The 16,727-nt window shown below is 44.4% G+C and carries 14 protein-coding genes and 1 other annotated feature; of the genes, 3 read left to right on the forward strand and 11 right to left on the reverse strand.

The window, feature by feature from the left end; translation table 11 throughout:
- The first annotated feature begins 3 nt into the window (after nt 1-3).
- Nucleotides 4-342 (forward strand): hypothetical protein, encoded by a 339-nt coding sequence (locus MHB37_RS22900; RefSeq protein ID WP_076129641.1) that lies wholly within the window; start codon nt 4-6, stop codon nt 340-342.
- Between the two features lie 86 nt (nt 343-428).
- Here the strand turns inward: MHB37_RS22900 and MHB37_RS22905 are convergent, their stop codons facing one another.
- From MHB37_RS22905 to mntR, 3 genes are all read right to left on the reverse strand, one after another.
- A complete protein-coding gene (locus tag MHB37_RS22905) occupies nt 429-1,358 on the reverse strand; it encodes a patatin-like phospholipase family protein (RefSeq protein ID WP_076129640.1) in 930 nt (309 codons plus the stop codon).
- Nucleotides 1,359-1,446: 88 nt separating this feature from the next.
- Nucleotides 1,447-3,129 carry a family 10 glycosylhydrolase gene (locus MHB37_RS22910; RefSeq protein ID WP_076193095.1) on the reverse strand — a complete coding sequence of 561 codons (1,683 nt, stop codon included), beginning with the start codon at nt 3,127-3,129 and terminating at the stop codon, nt 1,447-1,449.
- A 262-nt stretch (nt 3,130-3,391) separates the two neighbouring features.
- On the reverse strand, nt 3,392-3,817 hold the full coding sequence (gene mntR, locus MHB37_RS22915; RefSeq protein ID WP_036682880.1) for a transcriptional regulator MntR: 426 nt from the start codon (nt 3,815-3,817) through the stop codon (nt 3,392-3,394).
- A 193-nt stretch (nt 3,818-4,010) separates the two neighbouring features.
- Between mntR and splB the strand changes: the two genes are divergently transcribed.
- Complete coding sequence (splB, locus tag MHB37_RS22920; RefSeq protein ID WP_076129638.1) at nt 4,011-5,087, forward strand: spore photoproduct lyase; 1,077 nt, start codon at nt 4,011-4,013, stop codon at nt 5,085-5,087.
- On the opposite strand, the gene MHB37_RS22925 is transcribed toward splB, so the two are convergent.
- From MHB37_RS22925 to MHB37_RS22960, 8 genes are all read right to left on the reverse strand, one after another.
- Nucleotides 5,084-5,797, reverse strand: a complete 714-nt coding sequence (locus MHB37_RS22925; protein ID WP_076129637.1) for a cytochrome c biogenesis CcdA family protein — start codon at nt 5,795-5,797, stop codon at nt 5,084-5,086. The genes splB and MHB37_RS22925 overlap by 4 nt on opposite strands.
- Before the next feature lie 136 nt (nt 5,798-5,933).
- A complete protein-coding gene (locus MHB37_RS22930; RefSeq protein ID WP_036682884.1) occupies nt 5,934-6,737 on the reverse strand; it encodes a metal ABC transporter permease in 804 nt (267 codons plus the stop codon).
- A 345-nt stretch (nt 6,738-7,082) separates the two neighbouring features.
- Nucleotides 7,083-7,832: a metal ABC transporter ATP-binding protein gene (locus MHB37_RS22935; RefSeq protein WP_036682888.1), complete on the reverse strand. Its 750-nt coding sequence runs from the start codon at nt 7,830-7,832 to the stop codon at nt 7,083-7,085.
- Nucleotides 7,833-7,866: 34 nt separating this feature from the next.
- Complete coding sequence (locus MHB37_RS22940) at nt 7,867-8,865, reverse strand: metal ABC transporter solute-binding protein, Zn/Mn family (RefSeq protein WP_076193093.1); 999 nt, start codon at nt 8,863-8,865, stop codon at nt 7,867-7,869.
- Nucleotides 8,866-9,068: 203 nt separating this feature from the next.
- Nucleotides 9,069-11,081, reverse strand: a complete 2,013-nt coding sequence (gene metG, locus MHB37_RS22945; protein ID WP_076129635.1) for a methionine--tRNA ligase — start codon at nt 11,079-11,081, stop codon at nt 9,069-9,071.
- Nucleotides 11,082-11,128: 47 nt separating this feature from the next.
- Nucleotides 11,129-11,389: a binding site (T-box leader), on the reverse strand.
- 40 nt (nt 11,390-11,429) lie between these two features.
- On the reverse strand, nt 11,430-11,693 hold the full coding sequence (gene yidD, locus MHB37_RS22950) for a membrane protein insertion efficiency factor YidD (RefSeq protein WP_036682893.1): 264 nt from the start codon (nt 11,691-11,693) through the stop codon (nt 11,430-11,432).
- Nucleotides 11,694-11,695: 2 nt separating this feature from the next.
- Nucleotides 11,696-12,157 (reverse strand): Fur family transcriptional regulator, encoded by a 462-nt coding sequence (locus MHB37_RS22955; protein ID WP_405168570.1) that lies wholly within the window; start codon nt 12,155-12,157, stop codon nt 11,696-11,698.
- 219 nt (nt 12,158-12,376) lie between these two features.
- On the reverse strand, nt 12,377-14,611 hold the full coding sequence (locus tag MHB37_RS22960; RefSeq protein WP_076281382.1) for a copper amine oxidase N-terminal domain-containing protein: 2,235 nt from the start codon (nt 14,609-14,611) through the stop codon (nt 12,377-12,379).
- Between the two features lie 346 nt (nt 14,612-14,957).
- Between MHB37_RS22960 and MHB37_RS22965 the strand changes: the two genes are divergently transcribed.
- The gene (locus MHB37_RS22965; RefSeq protein ID WP_076134511.1) at nt 14,958-16,727 is read left to right on the forward strand and encodes a sensor histidine kinase; all 1,770 of its coding nucleotides are present in this window, start codon (nt 14,958-14,960) and stop codon (nt 16,725-16,727) included.

Consider the following 16,727-nt stretch of genomic DNA (forward strand, 5'->3'; position numbering starts at 1 on the left):
CCTATGATCAGGCATGCTTTAATTTTTTGGATTTCAGTAATTCTTGCAATATTCGGTTTTGTGATTGGAGTCTTGACTGAGCCTTTCTATACGCTGTCGAAGCTGATTCTCCCCTTAGTACTGTTAGCGATTATCTATTATGCTTACAAAATGGGACCAGGGAAATACGCTCGCAGCAGTAATGGATCTAGAATCAAAGTCAAACCTTCGCAGAAAACCATGACCAAGGTTGCTGGGATTCGCAAGACTCAAGCGGTACCAGGCAAACGTAAAAGTTATCCCTTCCAAGTCATCGAAGGAAATAAAGGGAAAAACGATGATCAGCTTCCGAAGTACCATTAACTAAATAAAAACAAACACCAAAAAGCATCTCCACGTTTCAAAATAACGTGCGGGATGCTTTTTTCTGATATTATAAAGCTTGCTTGTTATCTGGGGCGCCACTCCTTAAAGAAGTCTTCCCCTGCCTTCAGTCCGGCGGCATACAATTCGTCGCTTTGCATCTTCGTAATATTAAATTGGGTCGTGCCGATACCAAGCGTTGGGATGGTTACTGTGCGGACATATTTATCATCTTCAATATATTTCTCATCATGAGCAGACAGCATGGTGCTTACCATAGCTTGCAGCATACTGAACGGTCCCCTAATCCTGTGGGGCTGCGGGTCGGTTTTACCTACTGTTTGATACCCTACCGTAGGGATTCTTTTCCCCGTCACTTTACTATTCTCATTCATCCCGTCAAATAGCCATAAAGGAAAATTGCTTAATAATCCTCCGTCCACAACGTATACAAATTGCTCAATAAAAGACTTCCCTCTAGCAGACTGTCCATTTAACCTGAGCATCACTGGATCAAAAAAATAAGGAATACTGCAGCTCATACGCACAGCCTTAGCCACCTCAAAATGTTCAGGAGAGATTCCATACTGTTCCAACCCATCTGGTAAGACCAATATCCGGCCATTGGTAATGTCGGAAGCAATTATAGATAGTTTGCCTGGAGGCAGATCACGAAAAGTGATAATTCCCTTTTTTAGCAAAAGCGATCTCATCCACGATTCCAAGGCTTCACCCGAATACAATCCCTTCTTCAATAACACTCGCAGTGCAGGACCTACCCAAGCCGTATTATAGATGGGAGCTCGCTTCATAAACGATGAAAAAGAAGTTCCTTGGATCATCCGACTCATTTCCTCACCTTCATAACCCGCAGCCAGTAAAGTCGCTACAATTGCGCCTGAGGAGGTTCCAGCGACCTTTTTAAAGGTTCGCCCCGCCCTTTCCGTGGCTTCAACTGCTCCAGCGAGAGAAATCCCTTTTACTCCCCCTCCTTCAAACACAGCGTTAATCTCCATACACAAAAATCCCCCGTTTCCCATAGATTCTATTGCTTATCTATGAGCACGGGGGAGCATTCATGACTCCTTATCTAGAACAGTTATCTTATTTGGACTGAAAATAAAAGGTCAGCAAATTTGATAATCCAAACGGATTGCGGACAACAATGTCATTTGCTCTGAACATAATACTGCCTGCAACCTCTTTATATTTCTCATTATACTTAAGCTGGTTGATGATTTGGTCGCCACTTTGCCATTCTGCTTTCTGGTCACTTGCTCCAACCTTATAAGCAGCTTGTCCAATATAGAGCTTAACATTCGTATTCTCTACCTCTTTAACCCACCAATCTACTAGCTTATCGTAACGGGCAGTACTAAAGGACAGACTCCAATAAATTTGCGGTGCGACATAGTCAATCCAGCCTTGCTTGATCCATGTCCGAACATCGGCGTACATATCGTCATAAGCGGTAACTCCAGCTGTGGTATCCGAACCTGTGCTGTCTTTTTTGATATTACGCCATACACCAAACGGACTAATTCCATAAGAAACCTTCGGTTTCACCTTATGAATCTGTTCTCCCAATTGACGGACGAATTCATTAATATTATCGCGGCGCCAATCCGCCTTAGAAGACAGGTTCTTCGTGTTATAAGTCTTATAAGCAGTATCATCGGCAAAAGATACACCTGAAGGATAGAAATAATCATCCAAATGGACACCATCTACATCATAGCCTTTGACGACCTCCAACACTGTATCGATAATGTGCTGGCGGGCTGCTGGGATCCCTGGATTGATGTATTTTTTACCTCCTGCGTCTACAATCCATTCCGGATTTGACTTAGCCACATGATTACTTGCTAATGCGGATGTAGAAGCATCCGTTGTCGCGCGGAATGGGTTGAACCATGCATGGAACTGCATACCGCGTGAATGTGCAGCGCTGACCATATAGCTCAACGGGTCATAACCCGGATTTTTTCCTTGTGTGCCGGTCAGCACCTTAGACCAAGGAACTAGAACAGAAGGGTACAGGCTGTCTGCTGAGGTTCTAACCTGTACAAAAACAGCATTAAAACCAACAGCTTTTAGCTTGTCCAGCAGATTATCAAATTCTTGTTTTTGTTTCGCTTCGTTACCTGCAGAAGCTACTGAAGGCCAGTCCAGATTAAATACTGTAGAGATCCAGGCTCCCTTCATCTCCTTGTTAGCCGACGCACCAGGAATACTTGGAACTGTTGGCGAGGTCGGTTTTGGAGTCGCTGTAGGGGTTGGGGTCGGCGTAACGACTGGAGTCGCTGTAGGTACTGCTGGTGTTTCCGGATCAGCAGCCTGCGGCGGCTCTGTATTAGAGTACAAAGAAATATGTTTGGTAGCCTGATCCCAGATAACCTGTAACCCCAATTGCTCACTTACAAAACGAAGCGGCACCATAACCCGTCCCTGCTTAATCTGTACTGAGGTGTCGAGGGCTACAGAAGCATTATTAACTAATGCACTTTTCTGGCCACTGGTCAGCTTGATCTCTGTATCTCCTTGCGTGATTGTTACTGTCTTACTGCTTTGATTCCAAACTACTCCAGCATTCAACCCTTTACTAATGACGCTAATTGGCACCATCGTTACATTCGAAGCTGTGATATACGGCGGCACATCGCTTGCCAGCGCCTCGCCATCCAGTTCAATGGTAATCTGCACAGCTGCCGCACGTGCCCCAGGAGACCATAAAGGCAGAAACAATACTAATACTAGCAATCCCAACATCCATTTACGATAATTCATAATTCCTCCCCAAATCTAAATAATATGTATCCTATAAAAAAAGAAAAAACGGATCAATCCTCCAAGTTGATGTACCGATTCCACCCTTCAAAAGAGCGGTATCAGTCTCAGCCAGAAAAAGGACTTATCCGTTTTGACGCTAAAAACTGGGAAAGGTTGCACTAAACAAAATAGAAACGGCTATACCATCAAGTAGTTTATGCTCACCAAAGCCTTGCTGGGCATAACTTTAAGGACGGTATCCGTTTCGGGAAAAAACATTTCAAGAATCGCTTGCCAGTTCATTGTGAATAGCATATAAAGTCTGCAGACGTTCTTCATCGCGGCGGAAATATTCCACCAACGTTTCGATACGTGTAATCGAATCCCAACTCAGGTGGTGCTCGATCCCTTCAACATCATTATAGATAAATTCCTGCTGTACTCCGATCAAACCGAGGAATTCTTCCAATAGTTGATGACGATCAACAAGACGTTTCCCTACTTTTTTCCCTTTGTTGGTTAGGACAAGCCCACGATATTTCTCATAGATGAGATATTCGTCCTTATCCAGTTTTTGGATCATCTTGGTCACAGAGGAGGGGTGTACTTCCAGTCCCTCGGCAATATCCGAGACCCGCGCATAACCTTTCTCATCAATGAGCTTATATATGCGCTCCAAATAATCCTCCATGCTGGGTGTTGGCATTAAAATTTACCTCTTTTCTATAATGAACCTGGCGCCGAGCCAAACCTTGCTCTAACAATGATACATGTTTCTAACGCCCCTTGGCAAGTCCTTCAAGAGAACATGGGGAGGAGTTACCCATGATTGCCATGCTTCTAATGAGACTCAGTTAGGCATAATAAACGTACTCATCTTTCAGAAGGAGCGTGAATTCATGACTATAGTGACACCTGAGACCCCTCCCGTAAAGAGAACCAGAAAAGCTACAGCCCTTTTTGTCCCCGAGCTTGTTTTCTTCGAGCCGGAAGCTTTAAATTACCCGAAAGGTGAACGAATCATGGAATGGGTGAAGGCTAACAATATTCCCTATCGCATGACTACATCGCATAACCGTATAATGAATTTCCCGGGTGACACAGAGGTCGAGCAATATAAAATTGCCAAAAGAACACTTGTAGTCGGCCTGCGCAAAACCTTAAAGTTTGACCAATCCAAACCCTCCGCAGATTATGCAATTCCGATCGCAACTGGCTGCATGGGCCACTGCCATTATTGTTATTTGCAGACTACTTTAGGTGCAAAGCCTTACATTCGTGTATATGTAAACACCGAAGACATCATTGACGCCGCCAAAAAATATATCGAGGAGCGCAGCCCTGAAATCACGACTTTTGAAGCAGCCTGTACCTCAGATCCGTTAGGACTGGAGCATATTACCGGGTCTCTGTCAGAACTCATCACATTCATGGCAGCGGAGCCCCTTGGCCGCCTGCGCTTTGTGACCAAATACCAACATGTTGAACCTCTGCTCGATTTGCAGCATAACGGACATACCAGAATTCGTTTTAGCGTGAATGCTGACTATGTGATCAAAAATTTCGAGCCTGCTACCTCGCGGTTTGAAGAGCGAATTGAAGCGGCTGGAAAGGTTGCCCGCGCCGGCTATCCACTGGGCTTCATCATTGCCCCAATTATTTGGTATGACGGCTGGCAGGAAGGCTATGCGGAGCTGCTGGCCAAATTAGCCAAGACCCTTCCGCCAGAAATAGGAAAAGGTCTAACCTTTGAAATGATTCAGCACCGATTCACCAAAACAGCCAAGACTGTAATTGAGAAACGTTACCCGAAATCTAAACTAGAAATGGACATGGAGAAACGCAAAAAGAAATGGGGCCGCTGGGGACAGAACAAATATGTCTATCCGGATGAACAGCAAACCGCCCTGCGAGAATTTATCACAGAGCGGATTTTCGAGCATTTTCCGGAAGCAGGTATTGATTACTTCACCTAAAAAATCAGCCAATCCGGCGTTATTCCTTGTAGCCACACTGTGATCCTGAACATTTGATCCGTGAACAGCAAAATACCCATAAATACCATAAGGACGCCGCCAATCTTCATCAGCAGATTCGAATACTTGAGGATACGCTTCACTCCGCCTAGGAAAAAGGCTAAAAGAAAAAATGGCAAAGCAAATCCGATGCTATACGCGGTAATCAATGTAAACCAAGTGCCTGGGTCGCTTGCCGAAAGAGCAATAATTGCCGTCAAAATCGGCCCGATACAGGGTGACCAACCCGCAGAAAAACCAATTCCGAAAATAAAGGAGCCCACATAACCCGCCGGTTTCCATTTTAAATCAAGCTTACGTTCACGAAGTAAAAACTGCGGCTGAAAAATCCCAAGCAAAAACAAACCCATTACAATAATTAGAATCGCCGACAATTGCCGGATCAGATCACGCTGGCCATTAAAGAATTGCCCGAATAACCCAGCCCCAAAACCAAGTGTGTAAAAAACTGCAGAAAAACCTAATATAAATGCCAATGTATGAGTTAGGGTGCGTACACGAACCTCTTTAGAGTTGCTGCCTGATTTTAATTGTTGAACGGATAACCCGGTAATGTACGATAAATAAGAGGGGTACAGCGGTAAACAGCATGGCGATATAAACGATGCCACCCCTGCGGCTAAAGCAATTCCTGCATTGATATTAGACAAAATAGCGGCTCTCCTTCCGGCATTCGAGTCACTTCATGGAGCTGTTTATGGCTCCTTTTTTTCGCTTATCGTCCTTACAAGGACACCGAAGGCGTTTATGCTTGCCTAATGTGATACCGATTACTTAATTCGCTGTTTATGCTGGCAATCCCTTTTTACCGATCAAGGTTAATACCAATAATGATATGAGCAAAAGCACAATAGTTGCACCGGGAGCCAAATTCCAGACTCCAGCTACCACTAGTCCGCCTACAACGGCAATCTCCGAAATAATAACCGCCAGGATGACCGAGGATTTAAAGCTACGGGATAGCAATAAGCTGATTGCGACCGGAATAGTCAACAAAGCAGATACCAACAGCGAGCCTACGATCTTGATGGCTGTGCTAATCACAAGTGCTGTCAGAATGGTGATCAGCATGTTAAGCAGTTTCACCGGAAGCCCACTTACACTTGCTGCATCCTCTTCAAAGCTAAGCAAAAAGAACTCTTTAAAGAACATCGAAACTACCACTACAACAGCTATAGTCACTATGCCTACAACGATCAAATCGGTATTATCGAGCGTATAAATGCTGCCGAACAAATAACTCATTACGTCCGCATTATACCCTTTTCCTAAGGTGAAAAAGAGTGAAGCCAACGCCACTCCGCCTGACATTATAATGGCAATCGACAGCTCCGCATAACTCTTATAAGCCTTGCGAAGCTTTTCAATCGCGAAGGACGCTACCACTGCAAAGATAAGGCCTGCGCCCAGCGGATAAAATCCTGTTAGAAAACCGAGTGCCACCCCCGCTATAGTAACATGAGCCAGCGTATCTCCGATCATGGATAATCGTCTAAGCACAAGAAAAACGCCTATAAGCGGCGCTGTTATACCAATCAGCAGTCCGCCCGCAAGCGCCCGCTGAAAAAAATCGCTAAATAGTATTTCCAACTTAAACTCTCCTTCTTTCGGAACCTTTTCGAACCATTCGAACATTAAAAACCTTTTTCAAACCTTTTTCGATCCCTCCCAAACCCTCCCTTCCAAGGGAGGGCCCCAAGGGCTCTGCCCTCTGGACACCCGTTAAGTGCAACTAGCGTAGGAGTTAGTGTTACTGAACATAGTTAGGTTGGGGAAAGATCGCTTTCGTCCCTAGAGGGACACGCTTGCAGACTGGCGGTGCTTAGATACGAGAAAGATTAAGATCAACTAGAATTGAGTCCCCGACTTCCACACTCACACACTATGTATAGCTCTAATCGCAGAGAAAGCTGCGATTCAGAGTTTAATTATGACTTAAGAGAGCGTGTGCTGCAGATTCTCTTCTGTGCAATTCTGGAGATCATGTGAGTGGCGGGAGTAAAAGTTGATTTTACCATTCGTCTGCACGGGCTCATGACCTAAATAATTTTTGATCATGTCGATATCATGCGACACCATCAGGAAGGTCATATGATGATGAGCATGCATATGGGTAATTAATTCAAAGAATCCCGCTTGTGATTCGGCATCAATACCCACGGTAGGTTCGTCCAAAATCAGCAGGTCAGGATGGTTAATCAGCGCCCGAGCCAGAAAAACACGCTGCTGCTGACCGCCTGACAGCTGGCCTACTCTTTTCTCCGCAATATCTTGTATCCGCATGACTTCAAGTGCATCCTCACATTGACGATGCTGAGCCTTAGATACTCTGCGGATCAGATTCTTGTTATTATATAGACCTGACAGAACTACTTCACGCACCGTTGCTGGAAACAATGGGTTGAAGGCATTTTTTTGCGGAACATATCCGATCCGTTCCCAGTCTTTAAACTTGCGGACAGGCGTTCCGAATAATTTAATTTCACCAGAGCTCGCTGGAAGCAAGCCGACGATCATTTTCATCAATGTTGTTTTACCAGCACCATTAGAACCAATGATACCAAGGAAATCTCGTTCTCTTACACTATAGTTAAGATTCGATATCACCTTCTGTTCCCCATATGAAAAAGAAAGATCCTGTATATCGATGATATGCTGATGGCAGTCCAAGGATACCGATTGCATGCTTAAGTACCGCCTTTCCCTTATACTTTCCTTATTATTGTAAGGCCATAATCAGATTTTGCAAATTTTTCTCCATCAGAGTGAAGTAATTATCGCCGTTCTTCTCTTGCTCCGCAGTAAGTCCCTCTACCGGATTAAGCACCATAGTGGAAACGCCCGCTTCGGCGGCCAGAGTCTTAGCCAGTTTATCGGAGACAAGCTCTTCAAAAAAGATATACTTAATCCCTTCATCTTTTACCATTTTCGCAAGCTTCACTAAATCCTGTCCGCGCGGCTCAGCGTCTGGCGAAAGTCCCATAATCGCATGCTGATCCAATCCATAGTCACGGGCAAGGTAAGAAAAAGCCTGATGCGATACTACGATCTTATAGTTGGGCAGCTTAGCAAGCTCCTCTTTGAATTTACTGTCTAACGCCTGCAAACGTTCCGCAAGCTTATTGTAACGCTCTTCATAACCTTCTTTATGCTCAGGATCCACGGACTGAAGGCTTTCTTTAATATTCTGAGCCATGACAATGGCTGATTTTGGACTTACCCAAGTATGCGGGTCTGTATGCAAGCTGTCTCCTGAGGCATTACTGTTATGATCCGTGTCCTCATTTTGATGAGACTCTTCCTCACTTGCCCCATGATCATGCCCGTCATCTTCATCGGTCATGATATAATCAATACCTTGACTTACTTCAACCGCCTTAACTTTACTGCTGCTATCAAGGCCTTTTAAAAAGTTAGGAACCCAGCCTTCTAAGCCTGCACCGTTATATAGAAATAGCTGTGCCTTAGAAGTGTTGATAATATCTTGACTGCGCGGTGTCCAATCATGTGGCTCCACACCCACTGGAAGCAGGTTAATAGCATTGATATCTTCCCCGCCAATCTCCTTAGCAAACTCGTAAATAGGATAAAAGGTTGTAACTACATTTACTTTCCCTTCAACTATACTTCCACTGCTCTTAGGTCCGCATGCACTTAGTGTAAATACAAGTACCAGTGCAAGGACGAGCAAACTTATACGTGATTTCATTGCCGCCATTATATTGATCTACCCCTCAAATCGTAAATTTTACTATTAGTAGTATAATAGTAATCGTTACGATAAGTCAACAAAGAAACCTCACTCAGAAGAAAGACGGTATCGTCCTTTATAAAAAAGAAATGCTCCCACAACCAACCCGGCTGAAGGAGCATTCCCTTGTTCAAGCAACCTCATTAAAAAATTTCTACAACAGTATTGTCTTATTTCACTACTGCTCCGTTTGGCATACTGTCCGGCACGGTAGCGATCGTTAGCTGGTCATCTTTAGAAGCCGCCAAAATCATCCCTTGGGACAACTCCCCACGCAGCTTCACCGGTTTAAGGTTTACGATACAAATCACTTTACGTCCCACCAGCTCTTCCGGTGTATAGAATTTCGCGATACCAGAAACCACTTGACGTTGTTCATAACCCAGATCCAGTTGCAGCTTCAGCAGCTTGTCAGCTTTTTTCACTGGCTCTGCAGCAATAACCTGAGCTACCCGCAGCTCTGCTTTAGCGAAATCGTCAATGCCGATTTCCTCTTTATGCTCTTCCACTGGCTCGGAGTCCGCAGCAACAGGAGCAGCCGCTTCCGCCACTTCAGCCGCAGCTTTACCAGCGCCCATAGCCTCGGCAATATAAGCTACCTCTTGCTCCACATCTAGACGTGGGAAGATTGGATTGCCTTTCACCAGCTTTGTTCCTGCCGGAATCAGGCCAAAGGTCTTACCGCTATCCCAAGTCGTTAACTCACCAGGCTCAATACCCAGCTGTTCCCAGATCTTTGCTGGTGTCTGTGTCAAGAACGGCTGCAGCAGGATTGAAGCGGTACGCAGACCTTCCACCAGATGTCTCATCACAGAAGCCAGCTCGGCGGTTCTATTTTCATCTTTGGCAAGCACCCAAGGTTGTGTCTCATCGATATATTTGTTGGTGCGGCTAATGAATATTCCGATAGCTGTCAACGCCACGGAGAACTCCATTTTTTCCATAGCTTCTTCTACTTTGGCATAAGTATTCTCAGCCGCAGCTTGAAGCTCACCATCAAATGCTGTTACATTTCCTTCATATGCCGGAATCTCGCCTGCAAAATACTTTTCAACCATAGCCCCTGTACGGTTCAACAGGTTACCAAGGTCGTTGGCAAGATCATAGTTAACCCGGTCTACAAAGCTTTCCGGTGTGAACGTGCCATCCGAACCAAACGGTACTTCGCGCAGCAGGTAATAACGCAATGCATCCAAGCCATAACGATCAATCAGTGTCACAGGATCAACTACGTTACCTTTAGATTTCGACATTTTTCCATCTTTCATGAGCAACCAGCCATGGGCAAACACCTTTTTCGGAAGGGGTTCACCAAGCGCCATCAGAATGATCGGCCAGTAAATCGTATGGAAACGAACGATTTCTTTACCAACGATGTGTACATCCGCAGGCCAGAACTTGTCATACAAGCTGCGATCCTCGGAACCGTACCCCAGAGCTGTAATATAGTTAGTCAACGCATCAATCCACACGTACACGACATGCTTCTCGTCGCCCTTAACTTTTACGCCCCAATCAAAGGTTGTACGGGAAACTGCAAGGTCTTCCAGTCCGGGTTTGATGAAATTGTTAATCATTTCGTTCTTACGGGATTCCGGCAAAATAAACTCTGGATTCTCCTCGTAAAATTGCAGCAAACGATCCGCATATTTACTCATCCGGAAGAAATAACTTGCTTCCTTCACCAGCTCAACCGGGTGGCCGCTATCTGGGCTTTTTGCACCAGTAATCACACCGTTGTCATCACGCACTATATCAACTAATTGCGTTTCTGTGTAAAAGGTTTCATCTGGGATACTATACCAGCCTTCATATTCACCTTTATAGATGTCTCCTTGCTGCAGCAACCGATCAAAAATATCCTGTACCACTTTTTTATGCCGCTCTTCCGTAGTACGGATGAAGTCATCGTTCGAAATGTCCAGCTTACGCCATAGCTCCTTAATACCAACAACAATGTCGTCTACGAACTGCTGAGGGGTCTTTCCTGCTTCCTCTGCCTTCCGCTCGATCTTTTGTCCATGTTCGTCTGTACCGGTTAGATAACGCACTTCGTAGCCGCGCAGACGTTTGTAACGGGCCATTGCGTCTCCTGCCACGGTTGAATAAGCATGTCCGATATGTAGCTTGTCACTTGGATAATAAATTGGTGTCGTTAGGTAAAACGTTTTTTTCTCACTCATTCAGTAATCATCCTTTCTTATTAAAAAACAAAAAACTCCCGCCCCCATAATGGGGCGAGAGTATAACTCACGCGATACCACCCAAATTTCCTGTCTCTTCACAGAGCGCAGGCTTCGCCAGTTCCCTCGCGGGAACTGTCCATTAACGCTGGATCACGCTGTTATCTTACGTGAACCACAATTGCAGTTCCCGCTCGAACACAGTTCCTCCCGGACCATATTCAATCTAACGCTCCATACCGGATTTCAGCATATTCCGGCTCTCTGTAATGGACGTAACGATTTACTTATCCGTTCTTCGGAATTCATACTATTACTTGTGAATATACCCAATGGTAAGGCCCCATGTCAAGTCGCAGGGGCAGAATCCTTCTCAGCAGATTCATCTTGAAGAGGCGGCACAGGATCAAGTCCTCCAGGATGAAAGGGATGACATCTGGCAATCCGCTTAGCTGCAAGCCATGAGCCTTTCAATGGACCATGGACTTCAATGGCTTCCAGGGCATAGGCAGAGCAGGTTGGATAGAAGCGGCAGGTTGCAGGTTTAATAGGGGAAATGTACCTGCGGTACACCCGAATAGGCGCCTGAATCGTTCTGCGTAGGGTCACCATTTCTAAAGTCCCTTTTGTTTATCTGATGCTGCAACTAATTCTTCTTCCCGGTTCTCTTCACATTCTTTGCAATAACCGAACACCTCAAATTTATGCTTGACTACCCGGAATTGATCGGGTGTATCCGTTAAATTCATCGGGCAGAAATTAATCGGGTAGGTCTTTTGGCATTGAAGGCAGATCATATGATGGTGATGATCCTGATGATTGCAGCTTCCCTTGAACTTCACTCCGTCTTCAAAGACAATCTGTTCAAGCACACCAAGCTCTTCCATTACACGAAGATTGCGGTACACCGTATCAAAGCTAAGTCCCCTATACTTACGGCCCATATGCTCATATACATCCTTCGCTGACAAATATCCCTTATTCTCGCCGAATAACTGGGCAAGCGTTTTGCGTTGGTCGGTGATTCGCAGTCCTTGCCCCGACATGACTTCTAATATTTGTTCTGTCGACAGCATACGCTCATCTCCCATAAGATCAGTTCATTTATATTTCACTCTCTTAATAATGCCCCAAAATAAATGCCCCGTCAATGAAGCACCATGAAGCGCCCCTACGCAACCTCTGAATTATTATATTTAAACAAAAGCCCGGCTGCGTATTCCCTTACGGAATATTCAGCCGGGCCTTTATTGTAGATAATTCCCCAATAGAGCTTATAGGGATATTCCTATTTGTTATTTCTTTGCTGGAAGTGGAGTGATGAGGAAATTGACCGGCAAGTTACTGCCTGAAGCTGCTGTGAACAAAATCTCCACAGAACCTCCATACTCACCACTACGATAAACCACACTGTTCATGTCAGCGTTCGAGAGACTTCCCACGCTTGGCATATGCACGATTTGGTTATTAACCATAACCGGCCCCATATAGTTACCGCCACGTGGATTAAACGTAATCAATGAGTTTGGTGCAACATTTTCGAATCTGATCTTGTATAATACCCCGAAATTACCGGCATTGGATGCTTCCGTACCTGCCATTGGGTCTACGCCAGCCAGGTTCTTATCACTGGAATTATCGCCTAGCAGAAGTTTTGCAGGAGTTTTTCCTACCTCATCGGTAACCGTGATAATACGAGTAGAATCTTCGTAAGTTCCCCGATTATGCACTCCGTCTCGATCCAGAACTGGAAGTGTTGGAAGTGTAGTCAGTGGATCTTTATTCGCATCAATCAACATGACATTATAATCGATTGGATAATCACTAAATAAGTCCGCTTGAAGTGAAACAATTTCACTTGGTTTCATAGCAATTTGGTTTAGATCAGTCAGAATTGAGACACTTTCCCCTGGTTGCAGAACAATCGTTTTATAATGCTCATTTGTAAGCATAGATTTCCAATAACGTTCTACAGACATTTTACCAGTACCTTCAGGATATGTGCTTGGTCCTGCAAAGCCCACATATTCGGTTGTAAGCGTCGTTGGGTACAAATTGTTATTCGTAGCAATCACATACACTTTAGCTTTAATATTCAGGTTATTCTTGTGGTGAATCAAGAAGCGGGTTTTACCCAATGAAGTCTCACGGTAAGTAACACCTTCTGTATACACCGTTTCTGGGCTGTTGCTGCGAATTAGTTTATAAGGCTCGGAAGAAAGATTATAAGCTACTTGCTGCCAAGTCGGAACCATTGATCCATCGATGCTAAACACACTGCCCGGAGATGCAAATAATCTGTTGAAATCTTCTTTACTGTACAAGATTTCATCCGAAATATTAACGGTTTTCTCAAACGTGCTGATCGCGCCATGTGAATCTTTTACTTGGACAGCAATTGTCGCTGGACCCGGAGTAAAGAAAGCCTCGGCCTTGTTCGTCCAAGTTACGGTAATTTCATCACCATCAGGATCGCTACTTAGATCGGTATAAGTAATCATTTCACCCATCTTGTATGAATCCTTGTCTGTAGTGAAATTAGCAACTGGAGGTGTATTAGGTTTAAGCACTGTGATGGTCATGGTGTAAGGATCACTCCACTGTTGATTCGCATCCATTACGGAATAGGTTACTACATAATATCCTGGTTGATCATAGATATCCTGCTTGTTACCTCCCCAGCTTTCATCCACAATAGCTACACCATTTGGTGACGAGCTGGAGGTTACGAAGGTCACTGGTTCACCGGCGTAAATTTCAGTTGGCACTGTAAAGGAAGCTTTAGGTTTGTTGTTTAATGTAAGGATTACTCGTTTTTGCACATTATCAACGGTATATGGAATGCCCAGTGCTCCAGTTATGGATGTCAATGGAACCATGAAAGTCCCCTTGTATTGGTAAGCTGGACCTTTCATCGTCTTCTTCTCACCATTAACTGTATAGACCTTGCTGTCGGTCTTAAAGCGCATAACGTCGCTTCCCTTGGTAACAATGGTTTCTTTCGTTTTATAATCATAAACGTATTTCACGCCTACACGTTCTACCATAGCCCGGATCGAAACGTAGGATACGCCGTTTTTCACTGCCATAGGCTGATTAGCTAAATATTCCTGGCCGTTCTGATACATTTTGTTGCTGTTCATCATAAGAATAAGCTGACTGTTAGCCGCAGCACGAGCACCATCTGTTGTTGTAGGTTCTGTAGTAACTCCAGGTGTTGCAGTCGGAAGCGGTGTTGCAGTAGGTGCAATTGTTGCTGTAGGTTCAACAGTAGCCGTAGGATCAACTGTCTCTGCAGGAATTGGAGTAGGTGTTGGTGTCGGTGACACTACTCCTCCTGGCGTCTCCGTCGGCAATGGCGGCAATGGATCAGTAGATTCTGGCATTACCTCCGGCGCAGCTGAAACAACTGTCCCAACTACAGTAGTATTACTTGGGGTATTATTGACAGCTTCAGCAAAAGCCGGCACTGCCGCGGCGGCCTGAGATACGGCCAAAACAGCAACTAACGTTAACTTTTTCAAATCCATGATATAACTCCTCTGCTCCTATTTGTAAATATAAGTAGGTCTCTGTCTTTTTCATACTCCTCTTATATTCCCCGCAAAATGCTGCCACCCACGGTAGGGCGGCAAAAAGCTTTTGCCACGATCGTCATAACAAACATAGTATTAGACGCATGCCACCATAAAAAGTTTCATTATTAAGTAAAGAAAGATTAACGCTGTATTAAATATTGTTGGACAACCACGCTGTTTCCCCTGAAAAAAATGAGATTTTTTCTATAAATATGTTTATTTTTCGTCTGACTATATTCGCTTTCATTTGCTTTTGTTACAATGTATGGAAGAATATCTTTTACATGCGAGGGATAACATGTCCAAAAAAATCTCCATCCTCGTTCAATTAATCATGGGCTTCTCTCTAATCATCTTCACCATCGTAGGATTCACCATTTTTTTGTCCTACCGCTCTTCCTCTCAAGCTGTTCTAAACCGCTCCAACCAATATATCCTGGAATCCGTCAAGCAACTTCAAGGTAAAATGGACGCAATTCTTCAGGATAACGATAAGCTTTCTTCTACGATCATGTTCAGTCCCTTGATTCAAGAAACCTTGGGAGACTTAGCGTTGTCACGTTCACCTCGTACAGACGCCATGGAAATTACTCGTTACATAGATCAACAGACACGTTCCATAAACTCTGACATCCAGTTCAAGCTGCTCGGTCTGTCCGATGATCAGGTGTATACCAACAGCAGTTCCTTAAAGGTCATCTGGGACAGCGAAAAGGAAATCCGCGATGCTTATTGGTTTCCGGCTATAGCACAGAATAAAGGCCGAATGGTCTGGTTCGGTGTAGATGTATGGCAGAACGGTAATATCCCTGTGGTGATGGGAGCCAGACAAATTAATGATTGGAATGATCTAAACCGGTTAGGAACCCTGTTTCTTGTCCTCCCTGTCGAGGTTATCCATAACGCTGTCAGCCAATTTCACCTCGGCAAAAACGAGAAAATCCAAGTTGTTGATTCATTTAATACCATTGTCTATTCCACAGATCCAAAAGAAATTGGACTCTATATGAACGACGGGCTTCTAAAACAATTCAGCAATCATAAAGCCAGAATCGTTCCACAAAAAATAAACTCACGCAATCTGTTCGTATCCTATGCCTATTCCGACTATAGCGAGTGGAGCGTTTTTGCTTACATTGATTCTAAAGACGCTGTTAAAGATTTAAATACGATCCGCCGGAATATTATTTTAATTGGCCTGCTGGGGATGGGTGCTGCCCTACTATTCACTTTCTTTTTCTCTTGGACCCTATCCAAGCCCCTTCGTAATCTGGCAACCAAGCTGAGCAATGTCGAACGGGGAACTACTTTACCTTTTGTAAAAACAACCATGAACAAAGAAATGGCTATCCTTTATTCAAGCTATAATTCGATGCTCCAAAACCTGGATCATACTATAGCTGACCTATCCAGCAAACAAATTAGTGAAAAGCAAGCTCAGATCGTAGCACTCAAAGCGCAATTCCGCCCGCATTTTCTTTATAACACTTTGAATACAATCTATTGGTCGCTCGCCAACAAGCGCATGCAGGAAGAGTCCCAAATGGTACTCGCTCTAAGTGATCTGCTCCGCTATAGTATTGACCGCGGATCCGAATTCGTTACAGTTGAGGAGGATTTAAAGCAATTAGAACGATTCATTTTTCTCCAGAAGCTGCGCTACGAGGACAAATTGCAGATTGATCTTTTTGTAAATCCTGAGGTTATGAATGGCCAGCTTATGAAATTAACCCTTCAGCCACTTGTCGAAAATGCCATTACTCATGGACTTGAACCCACACTTCGGGAAGTATGGCTAATTCGCATACGCGCCTATAGTGAAGGAACCTCTCTGGTGTTAACTGTAGAAGACAACGGGGACGGCATGAGCGAGGAAAGTATGGCAGACGCATTAGTCGGCGGTGAGGTTAATCCGGAGAAGCTGCTTCATACCGGAATTGGACTATCCAATCTAAATCATCGCATAGAGCTGATCTACGGACAGGAATTTGGTCTACAGCTATCAACAAGCGAGCTTGGTGGCTTATTTGTGAAGGTCACTGTTCCATTACAGTATGATCAAAGTTAA

This window comes from Paenibacillus sp. FSL H3-0286 (assembly GCF_045040705.1).
In the GTDB taxonomy this organism is placed as follows: Bacteria; Bacillota; Bacilli; order Paenibacillales; family Paenibacillaceae; genus Paenibacillus_AQ; species Paenibacillus_AQ odorifer.